The following is a 26,166-nucleotide window of genomic DNA, read 5'->3' on the forward strand; positions in this document are numbered from 1 at the left end:
AAGGGTTATGCCTTTTGCCGGTTGCGGCGGTTGTTGATGAGCATCGAAGCCAGGACGAACAGTACGGCGACCAGGAACATGGCCGTACCGATGACGTTGATCTGGACGGGCGTGCCGCGCTGGGCCGAACCCCAGACGAACATGGGGAAGGTGACGGTGGAGCCCGCGTTGAAATTGGTGATGATGAAATCGTCGAAGGAGAGCGCGAAGGACAGCAGCGCGCCCGCGGCGATTCCGGGGGCCGCGATGGGGAGGGTGACCCTGAGGAACGTCTGCGCCGGTCCGGCGTAGAGGTCCCGGGCGGCCTCCTCCAGGCGCGGGTCCATCGACATCACGCGCGCCTTGACCGCGGTGACGACGAAGCTGAGGCAGAACATGATGTGGGCGATCAGGATGGTGTAGAAGCCCAGCTGGGCGCCCATGTTGAGGAACAGCGTGAGCAGCGAGGCCGCCATCACGACCTCGGGCATCGCCATCGGCAGGAAGATCAGCGAGTTCACGGCGCCGCGGGCGCGGAAGCGGTAGCGGACCAGCGCGAAGGCGATCATCGTGCCGAGCACGGTGGCGCCGATGGTCGCCCAGACGGCGATCTGGAGGCTGATGGCGAGCGAGCCGCACATGTCGGCGACCCCGCACGGCTGCTTCCAGGCGTCCAGCGAGAACTGCTGCCACTCGTAGTTGAAGCGCCCCTTCGGTTTGTTGAAGGAGAACACCGTGACGATGATGTTCGGAAGGAGCAGATAACCGAGGGTCAGCAGTCCCGCGATGACGACGAGGTTTTTCTTGAGCCAGTTGACGAAGGGCATTTAGACCAGATCCTCCGTCCCGGACCGGCGAATGTAGATCGTGACCATGGCGAGGATCGCCGCCATGAGGATGAACGACAGGGCTGCCGCCGTCGGGTAGTCCAGGATGCGCAGGAACTGCGTCTGGATCACGTTTCCGATCATGCGGGTGTCGGTCGAGCCGAGGAGTTCGGCGTTGACGTAGTCACCGGCCGCCGGGATGAAGGTGAGCAGGGTGCCGGAGACCACGCCCGGCATCGACAGCGGGAAGGTGACCTTCCGGAACGTCGTCCACGGCTTGGCGTACAGGTCGCCGGCGGCCTCGTGCAGCCGTCCGTCGATGCGTTCCAGCGAGGTGTAGAGCGGCAGGATCATGAACGGCAGGAAGTTGTACGTCAGACCGCAGACCACCGCGAGCGGGGTGGCCAGTACCCGGTCGCCTGCCGTCCAGCCGAGGAAGTCGGTGACGCTCAGGACGTGCAGCGAGTTCAGTACGTGCACGACCGGGCCGTTGTCGGCGAGGATCGTCTTCCAGGCCAGGGTGCGGATCAGGAAGCTGGTGAAGAACGGCGCGATCACCAGGATCATGATCAGGTTCCGCCAGCGGCCGGCACGGAAGGCGATCAGGTACGCCAGCGGGTAGCCGAGCAGCAGGCACAGGACGGTGGCCGCGGCGGCGTAGAAGACGGACCGCAGGAACTGCGGCCAGTACTCGCTCAGCGCGTCCCAGTAGGTCGCGACGTGCCAGGTGACCTTGTAGCCCTCTTCCAGGGAGCCCGTCTGGACCGACGTGGACGCCTGGTAGATCATCGGCAGCGCGAAGAAGACGACCAGCCAGAGGATGCCCGGCAGCAGCAGCCAGTAGGGGGTCCACCTGCCCCGCCTGCGCGGCGGCTTCGCCTCGGGTGCGGCGGGCGCCAGCGGCGGCGGCGCCTCGGAGAGCGTGGCCATCAGGCGGCCTCCTCCTCGGTGCCGGCGTCGATGTCCTGGGCGGCGTCGAGACCGAAGGTGTGGGCGGGGCTCCAGTGCAGGACCACGTCGGCGCCGGGGACGAGCCGCCCGTCGCGCTCGACGTTCTGCACGTACACCGCGAACTCGGGGCAGACCGCGCTGTCGATGACGTACTGCGTGGAGACACCGATGAAACTGGCGTCGGCGACCTTGCCGGTGATCCTGTTGCGGCCCTCGGGAATGGTGCCCGCGTCGTCGGCGTGGGTGAGGGAGATCTTCTCGGGCCGGATGCCGACCAGCACCTTGCCGCCGGTCGTGGTGGGCGCCGAACATCGCGCCTCGGGCAGCACCAGCTTGCCGTCGCCGGCCTTGAGCACGATGTCGTCGCCGTTCTTCGTGTCGACCTCGGCCTCGATGAGGTTCGACGTGCCGAGGAAGTTCGCGACGAACGTGGTGTTCGGGTTCTCGTAGAGGTCGGCCGGCGAGCCGAGCTGCTCGACACGTCCCGCGTTCATCACGGCGACCGTGTCGGCCATGGTCATGGCCTCCTCCTGGTCGTGCGTGACGTGGATGAAGGTGATGCCCACCTCGGTCTGGATGCGCTTGAGCTCCAGCTGCATCTGACGGCGCAGCTTGAGGTCGAGGGCGCCGAGCGGCTCGTCGAGGAGGAGCACCTTCGGGTGGTTGATGAGGGCGCGGGCCACCGCGACGCGCTGCTGCTGGCCGCCGGAGAGCTGGTGCGGTTTCTTGCGGGCCTGCTCGCCTAGCTGGACCAGCTCCAGCATGTCCTCGACCTGCTTCTTCACGCTCTTGATGCCGCGCCTGCGCAGGCCGAAGGCGACGTTCTCGAAGATGTCCAGGTGCGGGAAGAGGGCGTAGGACTGGAAGACCGTGTTCACCGGCCGCTTGTAGGGCGGCAGGTGGGTGACGTCCTGGTCGCCGAGGTGCACGGTGCCGCTGGTCGGCTCCTCCAGGCCCGCGATCATGCGCAGGGTGGTGGTCTTGCCGCAGCCCGAGGCGCCGAGGAGGGCGAAGAAGGAGCCCTGCGGCACGGTCAGGTCCATCGGCTGTACGGCGGTGAAGCCGTTGTCGTAGGTCTTGCCGATGCCGGTGAGGCGGACGTCGCCGCTGCTGTCTTTCGTCATGGTGTCGTCACGCCCCTGTGAGCTTCGCGAACTTCTGCTGGTAGGCCGTCTCTTCCTTCGAGCTGAGGGCCCGGAAGGCATGGGACCTGGCCTGCATGGCCTTGTCGGGAACGATCAGCGGGTTGCTCGCCGCCCCCTTGTCGATCTTGGCGAGGTACGGCCGCACGCCCGCGACCGGGCTGACGTAGTTGACGTAGGCGGAGAGTTCCGCGGCCGGCTGGGGCTCGTAGTAGAAGTCGATCAGCCGTTCGGCGTTCGTCTTGTGACGCGCCTTGTTGGGGATCATCATGTTGTCGGTCGACGTCATGTAGCCGCTGTCCGGGATGACGTAGCCGACGTCCGGGTTGTCGGCCTGGAGCTGCACGATGTCACCTCCCCAGGCCACGCAGGCGGCCAGGTCGCCCTTGCTGAGGTCCGAGGTGTAGTCGTTGCCGGTGAAGCGGCGGATCTGCCCCTTGTCGACGGCCTTCTGCAGGCGGGCGATCACCTTGTCGTAGTCGTCGTCGCCGAACTTCCCCGGGTCGATGCCCATGTCGAGCATGGTCATGCCGACGGTGTCCCGCATCTCCGTGAGCAGGCCGACCCGGCCCTTGAGCGCGGGGTTGTCGAGCAGGTCGGAGACCGACTTCACCTCGACGCCGTTCAGCGCCTTCTTGTTGAAGGCGACGACGGTGGAGATGCCCTGCCAGGGGTACGAGTAGGCGCGGCCGGGGTCCCAGTCGGGGCTGCGGAACTGGTCGGACAGGTTGGCGAAGGCATGCGGCAGGTTGGACGCGTCCAGCTGCTGGACGTAGCCGAGCCGGATCATCCGGGCGGCCAGCCAGTCGGTGAGGACGATCAGGTCCCGGCCGGTGTCCTGGCCGGCGGCGAGCTGCGGCTGGACCTTGCCGAAGAACTCGTCGTTGTCGTTGATGTCCTCGGTGTACTTGACGGTGATGCCGGTCCGCTTGCGGAACTCGTCCAGCGTGGGGTGGGTCTTCCCGCTGTCGTCCACGTCGATGTACTCGGGCCAGTTGGAGAAGTTGACCACCTTCTCCTTGGCCGAGTGGTCGTCGGCGGAGACTCCGCCCTGGGTCTTGCCGGCCGCGGGGATGCCGCAGGCGCTCAGCGCCCCGACGCCGCCCACCGCGAGCGCGCCGCCCAGGAACGAACGGCGGGCCAGGGCGGCCCGGCCGGTGCGTAGGCTGCGCCGGATCGCGGCCATCTCGACCGGGGTGGGGCGGTCGGGCTCGTACTGCCTCATGCGCTAGATGCCCTTTCGGGAAGACGGCCGTTCACCGAGCGGCCGGAGGTATGACTATCGGTCCCCGAAGATCGTGCGGTGCCAGTCCTTCCGAGCCACCGCCGTATTGTCGAACATTACGTGCTTGACCTGGGTGTACTCCTCGAACGAGTACGCCGACATGTCCTTGCCGAAGCCGGACGCCTTGTAGCCGCCGTGCGGCATCTCGCTGATGATCGGGATGTGGTCGTTGACCCATACGCACCCCGCCTTGATCTCACGGGTCGCGCGGCCCGCGCGGTAGACGCTGCCGGTCCACGCCGAGGCGGCCAGTCCGTACGGGGTGTCGTTGGCCAGCCGGATGCCCTCATCATCAGTGTCGAACGGCAGGACGACCAGCACAGGGCCGAAGATCTCGGCCTGGACGATCTCGCTGTCCTGCGGCGCGTCGGCGATCAGGGTGGGCCGGTAGTACGCGCCGCTCTTGAGCTCGTCCTGGGGCGGCTCGCCGCCCGTCACCACGCGCGCGTAGCCGCGCGCCCGTTCCACGAAGGCGGCGACCCGGTCCCGCTGCGCGTGCGAGATCAGCGGCCCGAGGTCGGTACCGGGAGCGAACGGGTCACCGAGCCGGACGGTCTCCATGAGCGCGGCCGTCCGCTCCACGAAGGCGTCGTAGAGCGGCCGCTGCACGTACGCGCGCGTGGCCGCCGTGCAGTCCTGCCCGGTGTTGATCAGCGAACCCGCGACCGCCCCGTGAACCGCGGCCTCCAGGTCGGCGTCGTCGAAGACCACGAAGGGTGCCTTGCCGCCCAGCTCCAGGTGGAGGCGCTTGACGGTCGCCGTGGCGATCTCGGCGACCCGCTTCCCGACGCCGGTCGAGCCGGTGAAGGAGGTCATGGCGACGTCGGGATGGCCGACGAGGTGCTCACCGGCCTCCTTCCCCGTCCCGGTGACGATGTTGATCACCCCGTCGGGGATCCCGGCCAGGGTGGCGGCCTCGGCGAAGAGGAGCGAGGTGAGCGGGGTCAGCTCGGCCGGCTTGAGCACGACGGTGTTGCCCGCGGCGATCGCCGGGAGGATCTTCCAGGCGGCCATCTGCAGCGGGTAGTTCCAGGGCGCGACCGACCCGACGACCCCGATGGGCTCCCGGCGGACGTACGACGTGTGGTCGCCCGAGTACTCCGCCGCCGCCTGCCCCTGGAGGTGCCGGGCGGCGCCCGCGAAGAAGGCGGTGTTGTCGATGGTCCCCGGGACGTCGAACTCGCGCGTCAGCTTCAGCGGCTTGCCGCACTGGAGCGACTCGGCGCGGGCGAACTCCTCGGCGCGGTCGGCGAGGACGGCGGCGAACCGGTGCAGCGCGTCGGACCGCTCGCCGGGGGTCGCCCCGGCCCAGCCGGGAAAGGCGTCCCGTGCGGCGGCCACGGCCGCGTCCACGTCCGCCGTGCCCGCCAGCTCGTAGGTGTACACGTCGGCGCCGGTGGCCGGGTCGACGACGGCGTGCGTACGGCCCGACGTGCCCTTGGCGAACCGTCCGGCGATGTACTGCGCGCCGCCGGCGAGCCGCTCCTGCGCGGGGAAGGTCTCCGGGGTGGCGGTGCCCGGGTTGTCCATGTCGCTTCTCCTCCGCCGTGCGCCCGTCCCGAGAGGCGGGTGGCGTAGCTCCAGCTGGATTTGACTGCCGATCCTGACAGAGCAAGGGGAGTCCAACAAGTGATTCCGTTGTTGCCTTTTGGTTACGCGACGGAATCTGTCGACCAGGTGTCGAGTGGGAACGGAAAAGGGAGGACGGAGTGTCAGTGGTGCCTGCCAGACTGGCGTGCATGGTGAAGATCGATTCTGTGGAAGCCCTGATCAGGGCGGTCCGGGCGGGGGCCAGGATCACGTACCTGCACTTCTGGGGGCACCGGCCGCGGCCGGACGGCCAGGTCTCGGCGAGCTGCCTGAGTCAGTGGTGGCCGTCACCCTTCGTGGTCGACGGTGTCGGCTACGCGACCGCCGAGCACTGCATGATGGCGGCCAAGGCGAGGCTCTTCGCGGACGCGGAGGCGGAGCGCCGGGTGCTGGCGGCCGCGCATCCCGCCGAGGCGAAGAAGGCCGGCTGGTCCGGGGCTTCGACGAGGCGATCTGGCAGCGGGAGCGGCTGGGGATCGTGACCGAGGGCAGCGTGCACAAGTTCGCCGCCGACGCCAGGCTGCGGGACTTCCTGCTGGGCACGGGCGACCGCGTCCTGGTGGAGGCGAGCCCGGTGGACCGGGTGTGGGGGATCGGGCTGGCGGCGACGGATGCGGGGGCGGACGACCCGGAGCGGTGGCGGGGGGCGAATCTGCTGGGGTTCGCGCTGATGCGGGCGAGAGAGCAACTGTCGGCGGACGGGACCGGTGCCGCCTAGTTCTGCGTCTCGGCGAAGACGATCAGTGCGATGAACGCGGCGGCCAGCACCAGCCCCGCCGACCCGCAGATGATCCCGGCCAGCGCCTGCCCCGGGTTCGTGGCCTCCCCGCGCCTGACCCGCGCCCGCCCGAGGACGCCGAGGACGATCGCCAGGATCCCGGTGACCAGGGCGACCGGCGTCAGACAGAACCCGATGGCGCTGATGATCCCGGTGACCATGCCGGCGGTGCCCATCCCGTTGTTGGGCGCGGCCTGCATCCCGGGCCAGCCGCCGTACCCTCCGGGCCCACCCGGATACGACGGCAGCGACGGCCCGGGATACCCGTAGCCCGGGCCCGCGGGCATCGGACCGGGAGCCGGGGCGCCGGGGTAGCCGTACGGCACCTGCCCGGGCCCGTCAGGGGCTATGGGCGGCGGAGGCACGGCCGAGCTGAGCGGAGGGGCCGGTGGTGCATAGGGATGCGGCGCGACGTGGGCCCCGGGCGGCGCGAAGGGGTTGGCCTGCGACTGCGGAGGGACGGCAGGCGGGGGCGCGAAGGGGGTGGGGGGCGGCACCTGAGGGGTGGCCGACGGCGGCGCGAAGGGGTTGGGGGGCGGGGCGGCCGGTGCGGCGAAGGGGGTCGCGGCGGACGTCGCGGGGGTGGCCGACGGCGGTGCGAAGGGGGCGGTGGGCGCCGCCGGGGGCGGGGCGGTCGGTGGCGTGAAGGGGTTGGTCCCCTTCTGGAGTGTGGGGGCAGGGGGAGCCTGGGTGTCCGCTGGTGCGACGACCGTCCGCTGGTCGGGGACCGACGGTGCCGGTGTACCCGGAGTGTCGGGGCCGACGGACAGCACCGTCCCACCGGGGCCGCCCGTGGGCGCGGCCGCGGCCCGTCCCCGCGAGCCGTCGCCGGTCACCGCGGCGTCCGCCGCGCGCCCGGCCCCCTCCCCCGCTTCCGCGCCCTTGTCCAGCCGTACCCTCGGAGCCTCAGGCGCCTCGTCAGCCATCTGTCGGTGTCCCCTCTCCCACGCGCGTGCCGCCCGTCATGCTAAGGCCCGGTCATGTCGAACACCGGTCCGGCCTACGATGACCCCGGACCACCGATCAGCCGATCACCGCGCAAGGGGCCAGCTCACGGCGTACCGCCGCCGCAGGCGGCCCTCGCGCCGTTCCGGGGAGGAACCCTTGACCGACCGCCACGCCGAACCCGCCGCCCCGCGCGACCTGCACGCCTTCGTGGCCGGGTTGCCCAAGGCCGAACTGCACGTCCACCACGTCGGCTCCGCCTCCCCTCGCATCGTGTCGGAACTGGCCGCCCGGCACCCCGACTCCAAGGTGCCCACGGACCCCGAGGCGCTGGTCGACTACTTCACGTTCACGGACTTCGCCCACTTCATCGACGTCTACCTGTCGGTCGTCGATCTGATCCGCACGCCCGAGGACGTCCGCCTGCTCACCTACGAGGTGGGCCGCGAACTGGCCCGCCAGCAGGTGCGCTACGCGGAGCTGACGATCACCCCGTTCTCGTCCACCCGGCGCGGCATCGACGCGCGGGCCTTCATGGACGCGATCGAGGACGCGCGGAAGGCGGCCGAGGCCGAGTTCGGAACCGTGCTGCGCTGGTGCTTCGACATCCCCGGCGAGGCGGGTCTGGAGGCCGCCGAGGAGACGGTACGGCTCGCGACCGACGACCGGCTCCGCCCGGAGGGACTGGTCTCGTTCGGTCTCGGCGGTCCCGAGATCGGGGTGCCCCGGCCGCAGTTCAAGCCGTACTTCGACCAGGCGGTCGCGGCCGGTCTGCACTCCGTCCCGCACGCCGGTGAGACCACCGGTCCCGGAACGGTCTGGGACGCCCTGGTCGAGCTGCACGCCGAGCGCATCGGCCACGGCACCAGTTCCGCGCAGGACCCGAAGCTCCTCGCGCACCTCGCGGAGCACCGGATCGCGCTGGAGGTGTGCCCGACCTCCAACATCGCCACGCGCGCGGTCCGCACCCTCGAAGAGCACCCGATCAGGGCCTTCGTGGACGCCGGTGTCCTGGTCACGGTCAATTCCGACGACCCGCCGATGTTCGGCACCGACCTGAACAACGAGTACGTCGTCGCCGCCCGTCTCCTCGGCCTCGACGAGAACGGCATCGCCGACCTCGCCAAGAACGCGGTCGAGGCGTCCTTCCTGGACCAGCCGGGCAAGGCGAGGATCTCGGCCGAGATCGACGCTTACACCAAGGCGTGGCTCGCCCCCTGACGAGCCGACAGCCCTCCGACGAGCAGACGGTCCCCCGCCGGCCCCTGAGACCATGGGCCCATGCAGACCGTGACCGCCGTGGCCCATCGCGGCGACCCCTATCGTTTCCGTGAGAACACGCTCGACTCGCTGCGTTCCGCGCTCCGCCGGGGCGCGGACGCGGTGGAGATCGACGTACGCCTCACCCGTGACGGCGTCCCCGTCCTCCTGCACGACGCCACGCTCAAGCGGCTGTGGAAACACGACCGCCCGCTGACCGCCCTGTCGGCGGACGAGGTGCGCGGCCTCACGGCGGGCGGCGTCCCGACCCTCGCCGAGGCGCTGGCGGCCACGGAGGACGGCCGGGTGATGATCGACCTGCCCGGCGGCCCGAGCGAGCGGGCGGTGGCCAGGATCGTGGCCGTGGCACGGGAGTGCGGTGCGACGGACCGCGTCTTCTACACGGGGGACGCGGCGGCGATGCTGGCGGTGCGCGCGGCGGACACGGCGGCGGAGATCGCCCTGACCCGCACGACGCTGGCCCCGACCCGCCCCGTGCTGCTCGCCGCGATCCGCCCCCGCTACCTCAACTACCGCTTCACCCTGCTCGACCACGCCCTGACCGAGCACGTCCACCACACGGGCCACCTGGTCTCCTGCTGGACCCCGGACACCCGCCGCTCCCTGCGCCGCCTGCTGGACATGAACGTGGACTCGATCACGACGAACAGAGTGGACCTGCTCGACGCCCTGCGCTCTGCCCGAGCCGAGTGAGAGCAGGCCCACTCTCCCCGCAGGGCGGTGCCGGGCGTAGCATGTGAACGAAACTGTTTCGTTCAGGGAACGGACCTCGCATGGAACCTCGCGTGGAACCCCGCAGGGAGAAGACCGTCTCCGTACTCGTCGTCAACGACCAGTCACTCCAGCGCCTCGCCCTGCGCATGCTGCTGACCGCCGAACCGGGACTGACGGTCGTCGGGGAGGCGGCGGACGGGGACGAGGCGATCCGTGCCGGCGCCGCGCTCCGTCCCGACGTCGTCGTCATGGACAGCACGCTGTCCCGGGCGGACGCCATCGACACCATCCGGCGCATCACCGGCCCGGCCCACCCGGCCGGGCCGGCCCCCCGGGCCCGCACTCCGGGGCTCCCCGGCGAGGAGCCGTCCGCCACCCGGGTGCTGGTGCTGACCGCGGCCGACCGGGAGGCCGACGCCTGGGCGGCGCTGCGGGCGGGGGCCGCCGGCTTCCTGCTCAACGACGCCGACCCGGCCGAACTGACCGCGGCCATCAGGGTGGTGGCCACCGGGGACGCCGTGATCACGCCCGGGCTGACCCGCGCGCTCATCGACGCCGTCCGCCAGCAGCACACCGTCCGCCCGCTGCCCCGCACCTCGGGGATCGGCACCCTCACCCAGCGCGAACGCGACGTCCTGATCGCCGTGGCCTCCGGCTGGACCAACGCCGAGATCGCCCAGTGGCTGTCCATCGCCCCGACCACCGTGAAGACCCACGTCAGCAACGTCCTCGGGAAGATCGGCGCGCGCGCCCGGGTCCAGGCGGTGACCTTCGCCTACGAGTCGGGACTGATCCGTCCGGCGGCCTGAGGGCCACGGCGTGCATGCGGGCGAAGGCGCAGGTGGGGTGCTATGCATGCCGTCGGCTCATGGGTCACCGCCGTTCCAGGCATTGGACGTATGCGTTCCCGCGGGTCGACTCTTGCGGAAGGCAGGGATTCGCCGGAAGCGACAAGGAGCCGAGCATGACCACCCAGTGGAACGCCGACGAAGGGCGCATCGAGACCACCGCCCGCGGGCGCGAGGTCCTCTCCCAGCCCCGCCTCAACCGGGGCACCGCCTTCACCCCCGAGGAGCGGCGGAAGCTGGGCCTGGTGGGGCTGGTGCCGCCGGCGGTGCTGACCCTGGAGCAGCAGGCCGAGCGGGCCTACCAGCAGTACGCCGCACAGCCGACGGACCTGGCCAAGAACGTCAATCTCACCGCCCTGCACGACCGCAACCAGGTGCTCTTCTACCGGCTGCTGGGCGATCACCTCGAAGAGATGCTGCCGATCGTCTACACCCCGACCGTCGGCAAGGCGATCCAGCGCTACAGCTACGAGTACCGGCGCCCGGCCGGGGTGTACCTGTCGGTGCACGCGCCGGAGGAGATCGAGGGCGCGCTCACCGCCTCCGGCCTCGGCCCGCACGACGTCGACCTGATCGTCGCCACGGACGGCGAGGCGATCCTCGGCATCGGCGACTGGGGAGTGGGCGGCATCGACATCTCGGTGGGCAAGCTCGCCGTGTACACGGCCGCCGCCGGCATCGACCCGAACCGCACCCTGGCGGTCATGCTGGACGTCGGCACCAACCGCGAGGAACTCCTGGAGGACCCGCTCTACCTGGGCAACCGGCACCCGCGCGTGGACCGGGAGACCTACGACGCCTTCATCGACGCCTACGTCACCACCGCCCGCCGCCTCTTCCCCGACGCCCTCCTGCACTGGGAGGACTTCGGTCCCGCCAACGCCCGCCGCATCCTGGACCGTTACCGCCCGCAGGAGTTCACCTTCAACGACGACGTGCAGGGCACCGGCGCCGTCAACCTCGCCGCCGTGCTCTCCGGCGTGAAGGCCAGCGGCACTCCGCTGCGTGAACACCGGGCGGTGGTCTTCGGCGCGGGCACCGCCGGGATCGGCATCGCGGACCAGCTGCGGGACGCCATGGTCGCCGACGGGCTGACCGCCGAGGAGGCCGCCGCCCGCATCTTCGCCGTCGACCGGTACGGCCTGCTCACCGATGACCAGGACGACCTGCGCGACTTCCAGACCCGCTACGCCCGTCCGGCCGCCGAGGTCGCCGACTGGCACCGGGACGAGAAGGTGGGCGGCATCGCGCTGGCCGAGGTCGTCGAACGGGTGCGGCCGACGGTGCTGATCGGCACCTCGGGGCAGGGCGGCGCCTTCTCGGAGGACATCGTCCGCACGATGGCCGCGCACGCCGAGCGCCCGATCATCCTGCCGATGTCCAACCCGACGGACCTGGCCGAGGCGGTCCCCGCCGACCTGCTGGCCTGGACGGACGGGCGGGCGCTGATCGCCACCGGCAGCCCGTTCCGGCCGGTCGAGCAGGACGGGGTGGTGTACCGGATCGGGCAGGCCAACAACGCGCTGGTCTTCCCCGGTCTCGGGCTGGGCTCGATCGTCGCCCGGGCCACCCGGGTCACCGACGCGATGCTGGTCGCCGCCGCGCACGCCGTCGCCGGCCAGACCCGGGCCGACGGTCCCGGAGCCGCGATCCTGCCCCTCACCGACCAGCTGCGCGAGACGTCGGTGGCCGTCGCGGTGGCGGTGGCCCGCGCGGCGGACGCCGACGGGGTGGCCCGGGCGACGGTGGACGACACGATCGAGGACCGGGTCAGGGCGGCCATGTGGCAGCCGGTGTACCCGCCGGTCGAGGCCGTCTGAGAAGACCGGCACGGGACGCTTCCCGTGCGGCGGGAGAAGGCGGGAGGAGGAGACGATGGATCTTGAGGTACTGCGCTCCTTCCGGGCCGTGGCCGAGGGGGTGACGGTCACCGAGGCCGCGGCCGACGCCCACCTCACCCAGCCCGCCCTCTCCCGGGCGCTGCGCAGGCTGGAGGGCGAGGTCGGCGCGGAGCTCTTCCAGCGCGTCGGCCGGGTGCTGCGGCTCACCCCGGCGGGGCGGGTGTTCAAGGAGTACGTCGACACCGTGCTGGACGGCTACGACCGGGGCCGGCGGGCCGTGGCCGAGGTCGTCGACCCGGACACCGGCGTGGTCTCCCTGGCCTTTCTGCACACCCTGGGCACCTGGCTGGTGCCCAGGCTGGTCACCGAATTCCGGCAGCGGTTCGCCGCCGTCCGGTTCGAACTGCACCAGGCCGACGAGAACGGGCTCACCCAGCACCTGCTGGACGCCACCGCCGATCTGATCATCACCGGCAAGGATCCCGGGCATCCGCTCATCACCTGGCGCCGGCTGCTGGTCGAGCCGCTGTGGCTGGCGGTCCCGGCCCGGCACCGGCTCGCGCAGCGCCGGCGCGTCCGGCTGGCCGAGGTGGCGGCGGAGCAGTTCATCGTGCTCAAGCCCGGGTACGGCCTGCGCAGTGTCACCGAGTCCCTGTGCCGGCAGGCCGGGTTCGCCCCGCTCGTCGGTTTCGAGGGCGAGGAGGTGGAGACGCTGCGCGGGCTGGTCGCGGCCGGGCTCGGGGTCTCCCTCATCCCGGCCGCGCCGGACGCCGCGGCGGCCCCGGAGACCAATCCGGACCTTCCCATCCGCTACCTCAGCCTCACCGACGTACGCGCCGCCCGCGACATCGGCATCGCCTGCCTGAGCTCCCGCACCCTGCCGCCGGCCGCCCGCCGCTTCGTGGACCACGCGCTGCGCGCGACGGCCGCCGTGAAGGAAAAATGATGGTTCCGATGAGGGCCAATTGATGGATTCGGGGGTTCCGGCGACCGTCCTCGCGGACCTAGCGTTACGCGCACGTGAACGGCCTCGCCGTTGGACCACCCCGACCGGAACCACCGAAAGGCCACGGCATGAGCACCCCTTCCCTGAACCGGATCGCCGGCGCGCCCATCTCCTGGGGCGTGTGCGAAGTACCGGGCTGGGGCCACCAGTTGACCCCCGAGCGGGTACTGAAGGAGATGCGTGAGGTCGGTCTCGCGGCCACCGAGTTCGGGCCGGACGGCTTCCTGCCCGCCGCTCCCGACGCGATGGCCAAGGTCCTCGCCGACCACGACCTGCACGCGGTGGGCGGCTTCACCCCGCTGCTGCTGCACGTGCCCGGGCACGACCCGCTGCCCGAGGCGGAACAGCTCCTGGAGGGCTACGCCGCCTCCGACGCCGAGGTCCTCGTCCTGTCGGCCATCACCGGCCAGGACGGCTACGACTCCCGCCCCGCACTCGACGCCGAGGGCTGGCGGCTGCTGCTGTCCAACCTCGACCGGCTGACCGCGCTGGCGGCGGAGCGCGGTGTACGGGCCGTCCTGCACCCGCACGTCGGCACGATGATCGAGAACGGCGACGAGGTCCGCCGGGTCCTGGAGGACTCGACGATCTCGCTCTGCCTGGACACCGGTCACCTGCTCATCGGCGGCACCGACCCCGCCGAGCTGACCCGGCAGGCACCCGAGCGGATCGCCCACACGCACATGAAGGACGTGGACGCCGCCCTCGCCGCCAAGGTCCAGTCCGGCCGCCTCACCTACACCGACGCGGTCCGCGCGGGCATGTACCGGCCGCTGGGCGCCGGTGACGTCGACGTCGAGGCCATCGTCGGCCACCTCGCCGCCCGCGGCTACGACGGCTGGTACGTGCTGGAGCAGGACACCATCCTCACCGAGGAGCCCAAGGGGAAGGGCCCGGTCGACGACGTGTGGGCGAGCGCCGAACACCTGCGCACGGTCCTCCGCACCACCGCCGCCTGAGCACCCCCGCCCCCCGCCCGGACCGCGCGGCGCGCGTCCCGCCGTGCGTGTTCCCGACCCTCGGGACCCGTGCCGCCAGGGGGGCCGCATCCACACCGTGCGCTGCCAACCCCGTGGAACGCGCGGTTGCACAGGGGGCGTTCGCGCCACCCGGGCGTCGGCCCCCCTGCCGCCGGACGACGGCCGGGCTCTCCCCTCGGCGATCCACGTGGTCACCCCCGCTCGACCCGCCGTCCGAGGTGACAATGGCCCCGTCCCCCGGCTGAGCCGAGCCGCCCTGGGCGCCGTAGCGGCGGCGCGCCTCGGCGGGAGCCGGTCGTTCAGATCAGGCTGCGGATTGCCTTCTCGAAGCCCTCCACATGCCCCTCGGCCAGCGCCGCCGCCTTCTCCGCGTCTCCGTCGATGACGGCGCGCAGCAGGGGGCCGTGTTCCTGCACGTGCCCCGCCAGGCCCGGCAGCCGGTCGAGGAAGAGGCACCAGATGCGGGTGGCCAGGTTGTCGTACCTGACCAGCGTGTCCTCCAGGTAGGGGTTGTGGGTCGCGGCGTAGATGGCGCGGTGCAGGGTCATGTCGAGCCGGATCAGGTCGGTGCCGGCGTCGGACGCGTCGGCCAGCCGGGCCAGCAGCCGTTCCAGGGCGGCCCGGTCGGCCTCGCCGGCGCGCCGGGCCGCCAGGCCGGCGGCGAGGGGCTCCAGCCGTCTGCGGACCTCCGAGATGTGCCCGAGGTCGGCGATGTGCACCTCGGTGGCGAAGGTGCCGCGCCGGGGGTAGGCGACGATCAGCCGCTCGTGTTCGAGCCGCTTGAGGGCCTCGCGCACCGGGGTGCGCCCGAAGCCGAGTCCGGCGGCGATCCGCTCGTCGTTGATGGGCTCACCCGGCCGGATCTGGAGGGTCACGAGCCGGTCCGAGATGGCGCGATAGGCCTGGTCGGCCAGCGTCCCGGCCTCCTCCCCCGCGCTCTGCCCGGCGCTCCCAGTCACGCGCAGCCCTCCCTTGACGCGAGCCGATCCGTCCTCTTAGCGTAGCGCAACAGCAGGTTGATATATCAGTCGCCTTCCAGTCGGTCTCCAGGACTTCAGGTCTTCAGGGAGCTCTCATGACTGCCCACGCCCCCGACCAGCAAGCGGCCCGTACCGCGGTGCTCACCGCCCCGCTCGACGCATTCGACCCCGAGATCGCCGCGGCGATCGACGCCGAGCCGGCCGCCCGCGGCTTCGGCACGCGGGAGTTCACCGAGGCCGCCGACAGCGTCCAGGTCCTGACCGAGCGCTTCCCGCTCTACCCCGCCGCCCCGCGGCCCGTGGCCGAGGAGGCCGTCCAGTGACGCACCCGCGCGACAACGCCCCCGGCGGGACCGGCGACGACGCCCCCGCCACCCCCGGCGACGTCCTCCCCGACCACCCCGAGTTCCTGTGGCGCAACCCCGACCCCAAGCGGTCGTACGACGTCGTCGTCGTCGGCGGCGGCGGGCACGGGCTGGCGACCGCCTACTACCTGGCGAAGAACCACGGCATCACCAACGTCGCCGTACTGGAGAAGGGCTGGCTCGCGGGCGGCAACATGGCCCGCAACACCACGATCATCCGCTCGAACTACCTCTGGGACGAGAGCTCCGGCATCTACGAGCACTCCCTGAAGCTCTGGGAGACCCTGGAGGAGGACCTCGACTACCCGATCCTCTTCAGCCAGCGCGGCGTGCTCAACCTGGCGCACACCCTCCAGGACATCCGCGACAGCAAGCGGCGCGTGTACGCCAACCAGCTCAACGGAATCGACGCGGAGTGGCTGGAACCGGACGAGGTCGCCAAGGTCTGCCCCATCGTCAACGTCTCGCCCGACGTGCGGTACCCGGTGCTCGGCGCCACCTACCAGCCGCGTGCGGGCATCGCCAAGCACGACTACGTGGCCTGGGGCTTCGCCCGCAGGGCCGACGCGTACGGCATCGACCTGATCCAGGACTGCGAGGTCACCGGACTCGACATCGTGGACGGCCGGGTGCGCGGGGTGCGGACCACGCGCGGTCCCATCGCGGCCGGGAAGGTCGCGCTGGCGGCGGCCGGGCACTCGTCCGTGCTGGCGGCCATGGCGGGGCTGCGGCTGCCGCTGCAGAGCCACCCCCTCCAGGCACTGGTCTCGGAGCTCCTCGAACCCGTCCACCCGACCGTGGTGATGTCCAACGCCGTGCACGTGTACGTCTCCCAGGCGCACAAGGGCGAGCTGGTCATGGGCGCGGGCATCGACAGCTACAACGGGTACGGGCAGCGCGGCGCCTTCCACATCCTGGAGCGCCAGATGGCCGCCGCCCTGGAGCTGTTCCCCGTCTTCGCCCGCGCCCACATGCTGCGCACCTGGGCCGGCATCGTCGACACCACCCCGGACGCCTCCCCCATCGTCGGCCTGACGCCCGTCACGGACCTCTACCTGAACTGCGGCTGGGGCACCGGCGGTTTCAAGGCCACCCCGGGCGTCGGCTGGTGCTTCGCGCACACCGTCGCCACCGGCGAACCGCACCCGTACAACGCGCCCTTCACCCTCGACCGCTTCACCACCGGCGCCCTGGTCGACGAGCACGGCGCGGCCGCCGTCGCCCACTAGCCGAGGAGTACCGACATGCAGCTCATCACCTGCCCCTGGTGCGGTGACCGCGAGGAGATCGAGTTCCACTACGGCGGTCAGGCGCACGTCGCCTACCCCGAGGACCCCTACGCGATCGACGACGAGCAGTGGGCCCAGTACGTCTTCTTCCGTGACAACCCCAAGGGCCCGTTCGCCGAGCGCTGGGTGCACTCGGCCGGCTGCCGGCGCTGGTTCAACGCCCTGCGCGACACCGTCACCCACGAGTTCCTCGCCGTCTACGAGGCCGGCGCCGACCGCCCCTCCCCCACGAGCACCTCGAAGGGTCAGGAGGCCACCCGATGAACACGCCCTTCCGCGCTCCGGGCCACGGCCGCGTCGACCGCGACACCACCCTCGCCTTCACCTTCGACGGCACCGCCTACACCGGTCACCCCGGCGACACCCTCGCCTCGGCCCTGCTGGCCAACGGCGTGCACCACGTGGCCGACAGCATCAAGTACGGCCGCCCGCGCGGGTTCCTGGCCGCCGGCGCCGAGGAACCCAACGCCCTCGTCCAGATCGAGTTCCCCTTCCCCGAGCCCATGCTCACCGCCACGACGGTCGAGCTGTACGAGGGTCTGGTCGCCCGGGGCCTGTCCGGCCGGGGCAGGCTGAGCACCGAGCCGGACACCGCCCGCTACGACACCGTGCACGCCCACTGCGACGTCCTGGTCGTCGGCGCGGGCCCGGCGGGCCTGGCCGCCACGCTGACCGCCGCCCGGGCCGGGGCCCGGGTCGTCCTCGTCGACGAACTCCCGGAGGCCGGCGGCTCGTTGCTCGGCACCCGGGAACTCGTCGACGGCGCCCCGGCCACCCGATGGGTCAGCGCCGTCCTGGCGGAGCTCGCCGCGTACGCGGACGTCCGCGTCCTGCCCCGCACCACCGCCTTCGGCCACTACGACGACGGGCTCGTGCTCGCCCTGGAGAAGCGCACCGACCACCTGGGCGCCGCGGCCCCCGCCCACGTCTCCCGGCAGCGGATCTGGCGGATCCGCTCCCGGCAGGTCGTGTACGCCACCGGTGCCCACGAGCGTCCGATCGCCTTCGACAACAACGACCGCCCGGGGATCATGCTGGCCGGTTCGGCCCGCACCTACCTGAACCGCTTCGGCGTGCTGCCCGGTTCGCGGGCGGTCGTCCTCACCACGAACGACAGCGCCTACCCGGCCGCGCTCGAACTGGCCGACGCGGGCGTGCGGATCGCCGCCGTGGTCGACGTGCGCGAGGAGGTGCCCGAGCACTGGCGTGGCGCCTGCGCCGAACGCGGCATCGGCGTGCGCGCGGGCCACGTCGTCACCGGCACCAGCGGCATCGAGCGCGTCACCCGCGCCCACGCCGCCTCCTACCGGGACGGACGCCTCGGCCAGCGGCACGGCGTCGACTGCGACCTGCTGCTGGTCTCCGGCGGCTGGAACCCGGCGGTGGCCCTGTTCAGCCAGGCCCGCGGCACCCTGCGGTACGACGCCGGGATCGGCGCCTTCGTCCCCGCCGACGCGCCCGCCGACGTCCGTACGGCGGGGGCGGCCGGCGGCACCTTCACCCTCGCCGGCTGTCTCGCGGACGGCGTGGCCGCGGCCCGCCGGGCCCTGTCGGCGATCGGCGGGACCGCTCCGCAGGTCGCCCCGCCGGCCACCGAGCCGCTGCCGGACGGAGCACCGGCCCGGGTGCTGTGGCGGGTGCCGAGTCCCCAGGACGGCCAGGAGGGCGCCCCGCAGTTCGTCGACCTCCAGCGGGACGCGACCGTCGGTGACGTGCTGCGGGCGACCGGGGCGGGCCTGCGGTCCGTGGAGCACGTCAAGCGGTACACCACCATCGGCACCGCCCACGACCAGGGCCGTACCTCGGGCGTGCTGACCTCGGGCGTCGTCGCCGAGGCGCTGGGCCTGGAGGTCGCCGACCTCGGCACCACCCGCTTTCGGCCGCCCGCCGTGCCGGTCTCCTTCGCCGCCCTCGCGGGCCGCAACCGCGGCGGGCTCTTCGACCCGGTGCGGGTGACCGCGCTCCACCCCTGGCACGTCGAGCACGGCGCCCGGTTCGAGAACGTCGGCCAGTGGAAGCGCCCCTGGTACTACCCGCGGGCCGGGGAGACCATGGAGGAGGCCGTGCTGCGCGAGTGCCGGGCCGCCCGTACCGGCGTCGCGATGATGGACGGCTCCACGCTCGGCAAGATCAACGTCCAGGGACCGGACGCCGGCGTGCTGCTGGACCGGCTCTACACGAACCTGATGAGCACGCTCAAGGTGGGCCGGGTCCGCTACGGCGTGATGTGCGGCGTGGACGGCATGGCCCTCGACGACGGCACCGTGATCCGGGTGGCCGAGCAGGAGTTCCTGCTGACCACGACCACCGGCAACGCGGCCAGGGTCCTGGAGTGGATGGAGGAGTGGCTCCAGACGGAATGGCCCGGCCTGCGCGTCCACCTCACCTCCGTCACCGAGCACTGGGTGACGATCCCGCTGGTCGGCCCCCGCTCCCGGGACGTGCTGGCCCTGGTGGCGCCGGGCCTGGACGTGGGCAACGACGCCTTCCCCTTCATGTCCTGGCAGGACGCCACCGTCGCCGGGGTGGCGGCGCGGGTGTGCCGGATCAGCTTCTCCGGTGAACTCGCCTACGAGGTCAACGTGCCCGCCTGGTACGGCATCACCGTGTGGCAGGCGCTCCTCGCGGCCGGGGACGCGTTCGGCATCACCCCGTACGGCACCGAGACGATGCACGTGCTGCGCGCCGAGAAGGCCTATCCGATCATCGGTCAGGACACCGACGGCACCGTCACCCCCCAGGACCTGGGGATGTCCTGGGTCGTGTCGAAGAAGAAGCCGGACTTCGTCGGCAAGCGGTCCTTCGCCCGCGCGGAGAACCGGCGCGAGGACCGCAAGCAGCTGGTGGGCCTGCTCCCGGCCGACGAGCACGTGCTGCTCCCCGAAGGCGCCCAGATCATCGCCACCAGCGACATCCCGGCGCCCCCCGTGCCCATGCTGGGCCACGTCACGTCCAGCTACCGGAGCGACGCCCTGCGGCGGACCTTCGCCCTGGCCCTGGTGCGCTCGGGCACCCGGCGCATCGGCGAGACCCTCTACGTGCCGCTGGACGGCCGGACCGTCCCGGTGACCGTGACCGACCCCGTGCTCTTCGACAAGGAGGGAGCTCGCCGTGACGGTTGAGACGCCCGCTCGCTTCAGCCCGCTGTCCGAGTGGCAGGACCGCCTGGCGCGGCTGCCGGCCGGTATCCGGGTGCGGGAAGTGCCCTTCCTGACCCAGCTCACCCTCCGGGCGGAGCCCGGCGGCGCGGCGGCCAGGGCCGTCGAGTCCTGCCTGGGCGTCCCGCTGCCCGGACCAGTGCGCGCCGAACTGTCGGGCGACGTCGACGTGGTGTGGACGGGCCCGGACGAATGGCTGCTGCTGGCTCCGGACGGCCGCCGGGACGACCTGGTGGCACGGCTGCGTTCGGCCGTCGGCGCGGGGTTCGCCACCGTCACCGACGTCTCGGCGCAGCGCACCACGCTGGACCTGTCCGGCCCCCTCGTCCGCGCGGTCCTGGCCCAGGGCTGCGCCGTCGACCTGGACCCCCGGGTCACCCCGGCCGGCTCCTGCCCGACGACCCTGCTGGCCCAGGCCCCGGTCACCCTCGTGGTGCGCGACGACGCGGCCCGCGACGTCCGGCTGCTGGTCCGCTCCTCGTTCGCCACCTACCTGGCCGCATGGCTGCTCGACGCCTGCACGGAATACCGGGGAAGCGCCTCATGAAGACCGAGTTCGTCCTCACCCTCAGCTGCCCCGAACGGCCGGGCATCCTGCACGGCGTGACGTCGTTCCTGCTCGGACACGGCTGCGACATCACCGAGCACCAGCAGTTCGACGACCCCGACCACGGCATCGTGTTCCTGCGCACCGGTTTCACCGCCCCCGACGCCGAGACGACCCTGGAGCGGCTGCGGGACACCTTCACCCCGGTGGCCGCCGAGTTCGGGATGGAATGGCAGCTCAGGGACTCCGCGGTCAAGCCGCGCGTGCTCGTGATGGTCTCCAGGTTCGACCACTGCCTGGCCGACCTGCTCTACCGGTGGCGCAGCAAGGCCCTGGACGCCGAGATCGTCCTGGTGGTCTCCAACCACCCCGACCTGGTGCCGCTGGCGTCGGCCGACGGCGTGCCGTTCGAGCACGTCCCCGTCACGGCCGGCACCAAGCCGCAGGCGGAGGCCCGGCTGCTCGCCCTGGTCGAGGAGCACCGCGTCGACCTGGTCGTCCTCGCCCGCTACATGCAGGTGCTCTCCGACGACCTGTGCAAGCGGCTGGAGGGCCGGGCCATCAACATCCACCACTCGTTCCTGCCGAGCTTCGCCGGGGCCAAGCCGTACCACCAGGCCCACCGCCGGGGGGTGAAGCTCGTCGGCGCGACCGCCCACTACGTCACGGCCGACCTGGACGAGGGGCCCATCATCGAGCAGGAGATCATCCGGGTCGACCACCGCTGCGGCGCGGACCGCCTGGTCACCGTGGGCCGCGACGCCGAACGCCTGGCCCTGGCCCGCGCCGTCAACTGGCACTGCCAGGGCCGGGTCCTGATCCACGGCAACCGCACGGTGGTCTTCAGCTGACGGAAGGGTCCCGGCCGGACGTCCGGCGGCCTACAGGCCCACGATCCTGTTCCAGCGCCTGGCGAACTCCACCCGTTCCGTCGACGTGATGTCCCGGGCGACGGCGAGGCGCCTGCGCATCTCGGCGTTCGGGAAGATCAGGGGGTTCTCGGCGAGTGCCGCCGTGTCCTTGTCCTTGGAGTCGGCGAGGACCTGCTGGGCCGCCGGGACGGGACAGACGTAGGTGACCCAGGCGGCCAGCTCGGCGGCGACCGCCGGCTCGTAGTAGTAGTCGACGAGGCGTTCCGCGTTGGCCTTGTGGGCGGCGCGGTCCGGGATCATCAGGGAGTCGGACCACAGCTCCGCGCCCTCCTCGGGGACGACGAAGCGGATGTCGGGGTTGTCGGCCTGGAGCTGGACGACGTCGCCCGAGTAGGCCTGGCAGGCCAGGACGTCCCCGCTGACCAGGTCCTTCGTGTAGTCGTTCCCGGTGAAGCGGCGGATCTGGCCGCGGTCGACCTGTTTCTGCACCTCGTCGCAGACGGCGTAGAAGTCGTCGGCCGTCCAGCGGGTGATGTCCACGCCGTTGCCCTGCATCAGCAGCGCGAACGCCTCGTCGAGGCCGGAGAGCAGCGTCACCCGGCCCCTGAGGTCGCTCGCCCACAGGTCCTTGACGTGCCGGATCTCGCGGCCCAGCCTCCTGCGGTCGTAGGCGATGCCGGTGATGCCCGACTGCCACGGCACCGTGAACCGGCGCCCCGGGTCGAAGGCGGGCGAGCGGAGCAGCGGGTCCAGGTACCTCGCGACGTCCGGCTGGCGGGCGCGGTCCATCTGCTGCACCCAGCCCAGGCGCACGAACCGCGCGCACATCCAGTCGCTCATGACGATGAGGTCCCGGCCGGTGGGCTGGTGGTTCATCAGCGCGGGGCTGATCTTGCCGAAGAACTCGTCGTTGTCGTTGATCTCCTCGGTGTAGTCGACGGAGATCCCGGTGCGCTTCTCGAAGGCGTCCAGGGTGGGCCGCTCGTTCGGGTTGTCGTCGGCCACGTCGATGTACAGCGGCCAGTTCGCGAAGACCAGCCTGTGGTCCCTGCCGGAGAGGTCGGCCACGGCGCGGTCGTCGGCCTTGACGTAGGCGGCGGGCACCCCGCAGCCCGCCAGCGCGCCCAGCGCGGCGGTGCCGCCGAGCGCGCGGAGCAGGGAGCGGCGGGTGAGGGCGGGCGTCCGGGGAGAGGTGTGGGGCACACCTGAAGGATGTCGCGCCCACCGGTCGCCGGGCAATCGACGCTGGTTCGAGCGCCCACGCACCTGCACCCGCCTGCGGCCTACGCGTCCAGCGACGTCATCACGTGCTTGATCCGCGTGTAGTCCTCGAAGCCGTAGCCCGACAGGTCCTTGCCGTAACCGGACTTCTTGAACCCGCCGTGCGGCATCTCCGCGACCAGCGGGATGTGCGTGTTGATCCACACGCAGCCGAAGTCCAGCCGCTTGGACATCCGCATGGCCCGCCCGTGGTCCTTGGTCCACACGGACGACGCCAGCGCGTACTCGACGTCGTTGGCCCACTGCACGGCCTGGTCCTCGTCCGCGAAGGACTGGACGGTGATGACCGGCCCGAAGACCTCGTTCTGGATGATCTCGTCGTCCTGCCTGAGCCCGGACACGACGGTCGGCGCGTAGAAGTACCCCTTGTCGCCCACCCGCTGTCCGCCGGCCTCGACCTTGGCGTGGGCGGGGAGCCGCTCGATGAAGCCGGAGACCTGCTTCAGCTGGTTCGGGTTGTTCAGCGGCCCGTACAGCACGTCCTCGTCGTCCGGCCGGCCGGTCTTCGTCTCGGCCGCGGCCTTCGCGAGCGCGGCCACGAACTCGTCGTGGATGGACTCGTGGACGAGCACGCGGGTGGCGGCCGTACAGTCCTGGCCCGCGTTGAAGAAGCCGGCCACGGAGATGCCCTCGACGGCCTTGGCGATGTCCGTGTCCTCGAAGACGACGACCGGCGCCTTGCCGCCCAGCTCCAGGTGGACCCGCTTGACGTCCTTGGCCGCGGACTCGGCGACCTGCATGCCGGCGCGCACGGAGCCGGTGATGGAGGCCATCGCCGGGGTCGGGTGCTCGACCATCAGACGGCCGGTCTCGCGGTCGCCGGTGATGACGTTGAAGACGCCCTTGGGGAGGATCCCGCCGAGGATCTCGGCGATCAGGACGGTCGACGCGGGGGTGGTGTCCGACGGCTTCAGCACGACCGTGTTGCCCGCCGCGATCGCCGGGGCGAACTTCCACACGGCCATCATCATCGGGTAGTTCCACGGCGCGACCTGCGCGCAGACGCCGACCGGCTCACGGCGGACGATCGAGGTGTGGCCGTCCATGTACTCGCCGGCCGAACGGCCCTCCAGCATCCGGGCCGCGCCCGCGAAGAAGCGGATCTGGTCGACCATCGGCGGGATCTCCTCGTCCCGGGTCAGTCCGACCGGCTTGCCGGTGTTCTCCACCTCGGCCGCGATGAGTTCCTCGGCCCGCTCCTCGAACGCGTCGGCGATCTTCAGCAGGGCCTTCTGCCGCTCGGCCGGGGTGGTGTCCCGCCAGGCCGGGAAGGCCGCGGCCGCGGCCGCCATCGCCGCGTCGACGTCGGCCGCCCCGGACAGCGGCGCGGTCGCGTACGCCTCCCCGGTCGCGGGGTTGACCACCTCGGTGGTCCGTCCGTCGGCGGCGTCCCGGAACTCACCGTCGATGTAGTTGCGCAGGCGACGCAGCTCGGTGCTCACTGCCGGCCCTCCAAGTTCGGTGTCCAATCACTGAGACACCCACAGTAATCCGAGATCCCACGTTTTCAACACCCCCGGCCGCGCCGAGTCTGCGAAATCCGCAACGCAAGCTTCCTGAAACAACGAATTTCATCGATACGACCTTGCGGAACCGTCGAGACGTCGTGCACAGTGAGGTCGTGGCCAGTCGAAGCGCAGACCAGAGGGACTCGTCCCGCGAGTCCAGGAACGGCAACAGCCCCCAGCTGGACGCCGTCTCCCTCGCCATCATCCAGCAGCTCCAGGAGGACGGCCGCCGGCCGTACGCCGCGATCGGCAAGGCCGTCGGCCTGTCGGAGGCGGCCGTGCGCCAGCGTGTCCAGAAGCTGCTGGACCAGGGCGTCATGCAGATCGTCGCCGTCACGGACCCGCTCACCGTGGGCTTCCGCCGGCAGGCGATGGTCGGCATCAACGTCGAGGGCGATGTCGAGTCGATCGCGGACGCGCTGACGGCCATGTCGGAAGTCGAGTACGTGGTGATGACCGCGGGCTCGTTCGACATCCTCGCCGAGATCGTCTGCGAGGACGACGACCACCTGCTGGACGTCATCAACAAACGCATCCGGGCACTGCCAGGGGTGCGCTCCACCGAGAGCTTCGTCTACCTGAAGCTGAAGAAGCAGACCTACATGTGGGGAACCCGATAACCGTGACCCAGAAGGACCTCAGCCGCACCGCGTACGACCACCTGTGGATGCACTTCACCCGCATGTCCTCGTACGAGAACTCCCCCGTCCCGACCATCGTCCGGGGCGAGGGCACCTACATCTACGACGACCGGGGCAAGCGCTACCTGGACGGTCTCGCGGGCCTGTTCGTGGTCCAGGCCGGTCACGGCCGCACGGAACTCGCCGAGACCGCCTTCAAGCAGGCCCAGGAGCTGGCCTTCTTCCCGGTGTGGTCGTACGCCCACCCGAAGGCCGTCGAGCTGGCCGAGCGCCTGGCCGACTACGCGCCCGGCGACCTGAACAAGGTCTTCTTCACCACCGGCGGCGGCGAGGCCGTGGAGACCGCCTGGAAGCTGGCCAAGCAGTACTTCAAGCTCAAGGGCAAGCCGACCAAGTACAAGGTCATCTCCCGCGCGGTCGCCTACCACGGCACCCCGCAGGGCGCCCTGTCCATCACCGGCCTGCCGGGCCTGAAGGCGCCGTTCGAGCCGCTGGTCCCCGGTGCCCACAAGGTCCCGAACACGAACATCTACCGCGCCCCGCTCTTCGGCGACGACCCGGAGGCCTTCGGCCGCTGGGCCGCCGACCAGATCGAGCAGCAGATCCTCTTCGAGGGCCCCGACACCGTCGCAGCGGTCTTCCTGGAGCCGGTGCAGAACGCGGGCGGCTGCTTCCCGCCCCCGCCCGGCTACTTCCAGCGCGTCCGCGAGATCTGCGACCGGCACGACGTCCTGCTCGTCTCCGACGAGGTCATCTGCGCCTTCGGCCGCCTCGGCACGATGTTCGCGTGCGACAAGTTCGGCTACGTGCCGGACATGATCACCTGCGCCAAGGGCATGACCTCGGGCTACTCCCCGATCGGCGCCTGCATCATCTCCGACAAGCTCGCCGAGCCCTTCTACAAGGGCGACAACACCTTCCTGCACGGCTACACCTTCGGCGGTCACCCGGTCTCCGCGGCCGTCGGCCTCGCCAACCTCGACCTGTTCGAGCGCGAGGGCCTCAACCAGCACGTCCTCGACAACGAGGGCGCGTTCCTGTCGACCCTCCAGAAGCTGCACGACCTGCCGATCGTCGGCGACGTCCGCGGCAACGGCTTCTTCTACGGCATCGAGCTGGTCAAGGACAAGGCGACCAAGGAGTCCTTCGACGCGGAGGAGACCGAGCGCGTCCTGTACGGCTTCCTCTCCAAGGCCCTGTTCGAGAACGGCCTGTACTGCCGTGCCGACGACCGCGGCGACCCGGTCGTCCAGCTCGCCCCGCCGCTGATCTCCAACCAGGAGACCTTCGACGAGATCGAGCAGATCCTGCGCGCCACGCTGACGGAGGCCTGGACGAAGCTCTGAGTCCCGCGCCCT

Annotated in this window: 23 protein-coding genes and 1 pseudogene; 15 read left to right on the forward strand and 9 right to left on the reverse strand. The window is 71.3% G+C overall.

The annotated features are described in order from the left end of the window. Positions 1-5: 5 nt before the first annotated feature. The 5 genes from AB0G52_RS14405 to AB0G52_RS14425 are packed head-to-tail and all read right to left on the reverse strand — an operon-like array spanning position 6 to position 5,714. Complete coding sequence (locus AB0G52_RS14405) at positions 6-806, reverse strand: ABC transporter permease (protein WP_132889863.1); 801 nt, start codon at positions 804-806, stop codon at positions 6-8. Next, a complete protein-coding gene (locus tag AB0G52_RS14410) occupies positions 807-1,736 on the reverse strand; it encodes an ABC transporter permease (protein ID WP_132889862.1) in 930 nt (309 codons plus the stop codon). Then, positions 1,736-2,881, reverse strand: a complete 1,146-nt coding sequence (locus tag AB0G52_RS14415) for an ABC transporter ATP-binding protein (protein WP_132889861.1) — start codon at positions 2,879-2,881, stop codon at positions 1,736-1,738. The genes AB0G52_RS14410 and AB0G52_RS14415 overlap by 1 nt, the downstream gene beginning before the upstream one ends. A gap of 7 nt (positions 2,882-2,888) precedes the next feature. Next, entirely contained in the window at positions 2,889-4,124 is a 1,236-nt protein-coding gene (locus AB0G52_RS14420) for a spermidine/putrescine ABC transporter substrate-binding protein (RefSeq protein ID WP_132889860.1), read from the reverse strand. Positions 4,125-4,178: 54 nt separating this feature from the next. Next, on the reverse strand, positions 4,179-5,714 hold the full coding sequence (locus tag AB0G52_RS14425) for a gamma-aminobutyraldehyde dehydrogenase (protein ID WP_132889859.1): 1,536 nt from the start codon (positions 5,712-5,714) through the stop codon (positions 4,179-4,181). A gap of 209 nt (positions 5,715-5,923) precedes the next feature. Here AB0G52_RS14425 and AB0G52_RS14430 point away from each other — a divergent pair. Next, positions 5,924-6,492 (forward strand): annotated as a pseudogene (locus AB0G52_RS14430) (NADAR family protein). Here the strand turns inward: AB0G52_RS14430 and AB0G52_RS14435 are convergent. Further along, complete coding sequence (locus AB0G52_RS14435) at positions 6,489-7,478, reverse strand: DUF4190 domain-containing protein (RefSeq protein WP_361336606.1); 990 nt, start codon at positions 7,476-7,478, stop codon at positions 6,489-6,491. The pseudogene AB0G52_RS14430 and the gene AB0G52_RS14435 overlap by 4 nt on opposite strands. 178 nt (positions 7,479-7,656) lie before the next feature. On the opposite strand from AB0G52_RS14435, the gene AB0G52_RS14440 reads away from it, so the two are divergent. The 6 genes from AB0G52_RS14440 (at position 7,657) to AB0G52_RS14465 (ending at position 14,146) form a co-directional block, all read left to right on the forward strand. Further along, positions 7,657-8,718, forward strand: coding sequence for an adenosine deaminase (locus AB0G52_RS14440; protein ID WP_361336608.1), 1,062 nt, complete (start codon positions 7,657-7,659; stop codon positions 8,716-8,718). Positions 8,719-8,778: 60 nt separating this feature from the next. Continuing rightward, positions 8,779-9,471, forward strand: a complete 693-nt coding sequence (locus tag AB0G52_RS14445) for a glycerophosphodiester phosphodiesterase (RefSeq protein WP_361336610.1) — start codon at positions 8,779-8,781, stop codon at positions 9,469-9,471. Between the two features lie 80 nt (positions 9,472-9,551). Continuing rightward, positions 9,552-10,301, forward strand: coding sequence for a response regulator transcription factor (locus AB0G52_RS14450; RefSeq protein ID WP_361336612.1), 750 nt, complete (start codon positions 9,552-9,554; stop codon positions 10,299-10,301). A 155-nt stretch (positions 10,302-10,456) separates the two neighbouring features. After that, positions 10,457-12,160 (forward strand): NAD-dependent malic enzyme, encoded by a 1,704-nt coding sequence (locus AB0G52_RS14455; RefSeq protein ID WP_361336614.1) that lies wholly within the window; start codon positions 10,457-10,459, stop codon positions 12,158-12,160. Positions 12,161-12,215: 55 nt separating this feature from the next. Then, positions 12,216-13,127 carry a LysR family transcriptional regulator gene (locus AB0G52_RS14460; RefSeq protein WP_132889853.1) on the forward strand — a complete coding sequence of 304 codons (912 nt, stop codon included), beginning with the start codon at positions 12,216-12,218 and terminating at the stop codon, positions 13,125-13,127. 128 nt (positions 13,128-13,255) lie between these two features. Then, entirely contained in the window at positions 13,256-14,146 is an 891-nt protein-coding gene (locus tag AB0G52_RS14465) for a sugar phosphate isomerase/epimerase (RefSeq protein ID WP_361336616.1), read from the forward strand. Between the two features lie 320 nt (positions 14,147-14,466). On the opposite strand, the gene AB0G52_RS14470 is transcribed toward AB0G52_RS14465, so the two are convergent. Then, entirely contained in the window at positions 14,467-15,126 is a 660-nt protein-coding gene (locus tag AB0G52_RS14470; RefSeq protein WP_132889851.1) for a GntR family transcriptional regulator, read from the reverse strand. Between the two features lie 116 nt (positions 15,127-15,242). Between AB0G52_RS14470 and AB0G52_RS14475 the strand changes: the two genes are divergently transcribed. The 6 genes from AB0G52_RS14475 to purU all read left to right on the forward strand — a co-directional run bounded on the left by AB0G52_RS14475 (position 15,243) and on the right by purU (position 21,357). Further along, a complete protein-coding gene (locus AB0G52_RS14475) occupies positions 15,243-15,470 on the forward strand; it encodes a hypothetical protein (protein ID WP_132889850.1) in 228 nt (75 codons plus the stop codon). An 86-nt stretch (positions 15,471-15,556) separates the two neighbouring features. After that, positions 15,557-16,741, forward strand: coding sequence for a sarcosine oxidase subunit beta family protein (locus tag AB0G52_RS14480; protein WP_361336811.1), 1,185 nt, complete (start codon positions 15,557-15,559; stop codon positions 16,739-16,741). Positions 16,742-16,756: 15 nt separating this feature from the next. Continuing rightward, positions 16,757-17,065: a sarcosine oxidase subunit delta gene (locus AB0G52_RS14485; RefSeq protein WP_132889848.1), complete on the forward strand. Its 309-nt coding sequence runs from the start codon at positions 16,757-16,759 to the stop codon at positions 17,063-17,065. Further along, on the forward strand, positions 17,062-19,923 hold the full coding sequence (locus tag AB0G52_RS14490; RefSeq protein ID WP_361336619.1) for a 2Fe-2S iron-sulfur cluster-binding protein: 2,862 nt from the start codon (positions 17,062-17,064) through the stop codon (positions 19,921-19,923). The genes AB0G52_RS14485 and AB0G52_RS14490 overlap by 4 nt, the downstream gene beginning before the upstream one ends. Beyond that, complete coding sequence (locus tag AB0G52_RS14495; protein ID WP_361336621.1) at positions 19,913-20,506, forward strand: sarcosine oxidase subunit gamma family protein; 594 nt, start codon at positions 19,913-19,915, stop codon at positions 20,504-20,506. The genes AB0G52_RS14490 and AB0G52_RS14495 overlap by 11 nt, the downstream gene beginning before the upstream one ends. Beyond that, positions 20,503-21,357, forward strand: a complete 855-nt coding sequence (purU, locus tag AB0G52_RS14500; protein ID WP_361336623.1) for a formyltetrahydrofolate deformylase — start codon at positions 20,503-20,505, stop codon at positions 21,355-21,357. The genes AB0G52_RS14495 and purU overlap by 4 nt, the downstream gene beginning before the upstream one ends. Positions 21,358-21,387: 30 nt before the next feature. Here the strand turns inward: purU and AB0G52_RS14505 are convergent, their stop codons facing one another. Both AB0G52_RS14505 and AB0G52_RS14510 read right to left on the reverse strand, forming a co-directional pair. Continuing rightward, positions 21,388-22,581, reverse strand: coding sequence for an extracellular solute-binding protein (locus AB0G52_RS14505; RefSeq protein ID WP_361336625.1), 1,194 nt, complete (start codon positions 22,579-22,581; stop codon positions 21,388-21,390). 80 nt (positions 22,582-22,661) lie between these two features. Further along, the gene (locus AB0G52_RS14510; protein ID WP_132889843.1) at positions 22,662-24,101 is read right to left on the reverse strand and encodes a gamma-aminobutyraldehyde dehydrogenase; all 1,440 of its coding nucleotides are present in this window, start codon (positions 24,099-24,101) and stop codon (positions 22,662-22,664) included. Between the two features lie 164 nt (positions 24,102-24,265). Here AB0G52_RS14510 and AB0G52_RS14515 point away from each other — a divergent pair, with 164 nt between their 5' ends. Together AB0G52_RS14515 and AB0G52_RS14520 are read left to right on the forward strand one after the other, a co-directional pair. After that, positions 24,266-24,787, forward strand: coding sequence for an Lrp/AsnC family transcriptional regulator (locus AB0G52_RS14515; RefSeq protein WP_030612872.1), 522 nt, complete (start codon positions 24,266-24,268; stop codon positions 24,785-24,787). Continuing rightward, positions 24,772-26,154, forward strand: coding sequence for an aspartate aminotransferase family protein (locus AB0G52_RS14520; protein ID WP_361336628.1), 1,383 nt, complete (start codon positions 24,772-24,774; stop codon positions 26,152-26,154). Before AB0G52_RS14515 ends, AB0G52_RS14520 begins: the two co-directional genes overlap by 16 nt. The last annotated feature ends 12 nt before the right edge of the window (positions 26,155-26,166 follow it).

It is taken from the genome of Streptomyces sp. NPDC021562 (genome assembly GCF_040640875.1).
Classification (GTDB): domain Bacteria; phylum Actinomycetota; class Actinomycetes; order Streptomycetales; family Streptomycetaceae; genus Streptomyces.

Bases quoted from the DNA above. Each gene is read 5' to 3' on its own strand.
- AB0G52_RS14405 (WP_132889863.1), bottom strand. From the start codon at position 806: ATGCCCTTCGTCAACTGGCTCAAGAAAAACCTCGTCGTCATCGCGGGA.
- AB0G52_RS14410 (WP_132889862.1), bottom strand. From the start codon at position 1,736: ATGGCCACGCTCTCCGAGGCGCCGCCGCCGCTGGCGCCCGCCGCACCC.
- AB0G52_RS14415 (WP_132889861.1), bottom strand. From the start codon at position 2,881: ATGACGAAAGACAGCAGCGGCGACGTCCGCCTCACCGGCATCGGCAAG.
- AB0G52_RS14420 (WP_132889860.1), bottom strand. From the start codon at position 4,124: ATGAGGCAGTACGAGCCCGACCGCCCCACCCCGGTCGAGATGGCCGCG.
- AB0G52_RS14425 (WP_132889859.1), bottom strand. From the start codon at position 5,714: ATGGACAACCCGGGCACCGCCACCCCGGAGACCTTCCCCGCGCAGGAG.
- AB0G52_RS14435 (WP_361336606.1), bottom strand. From the start codon at position 7,478: ATGGCTGACGAGGCGCCTGAGGCTCCGAGGGTACGGCTGGACAAGGGC.
- AB0G52_RS14445 (WP_361336610.1), top strand. From the start codon at position 8,779: ATGCAGACCGTGACCGCCGTGGCCCATCGCGGCGACCCCTATCGTTTC.
- AB0G52_RS14450 (WP_361336612.1), top strand. From the start codon at position 9,552: ATGGAACCTCGCGTGGAACCCCGCAGGGAGAAGACCGTCTCCGTACTC.
- AB0G52_RS14455 (WP_361336614.1), top strand. From the start codon at position 10,457: ATGACCACCCAGTGGAACGCCGACGAAGGGCGCATCGAGACCACCGCC.
- AB0G52_RS14460 (WP_132889853.1), top strand. From the start codon at position 12,216: ATGGATCTTGAGGTACTGCGCTCCTTCCGGGCCGTGGCCGAGGGGGTG.
- AB0G52_RS14465 (WP_361336616.1), top strand. From the start codon at position 13,256: ATGAGCACCCCTTCCCTGAACCGGATCGCCGGCGCGCCCATCTCCTGG.
- AB0G52_RS14475 (WP_132889850.1), top strand. From the start codon at position 15,243: ATGACTGCCCACGCCCCCGACCAGCAAGCGGCCCGTACCGCGGTGCTC.
- AB0G52_RS14485 (WP_132889848.1), top strand. From the start codon at position 16,757: ATGCAGCTCATCACCTGCCCCTGGTGCGGTGACCGCGAGGAGATCGAG.
- AB0G52_RS14490 (WP_361336619.1), top strand. From the start codon at position 17,062: ATGAACACGCCCTTCCGCGCTCCGGGCCACGGCCGCGTCGACCGCGAC.
- purU (WP_361336623.1), top strand. From the start codon at position 20,503: ATGAAGACCGAGTTCGTCCTCACCCTCAGCTGCCCCGAACGGCCGGGC.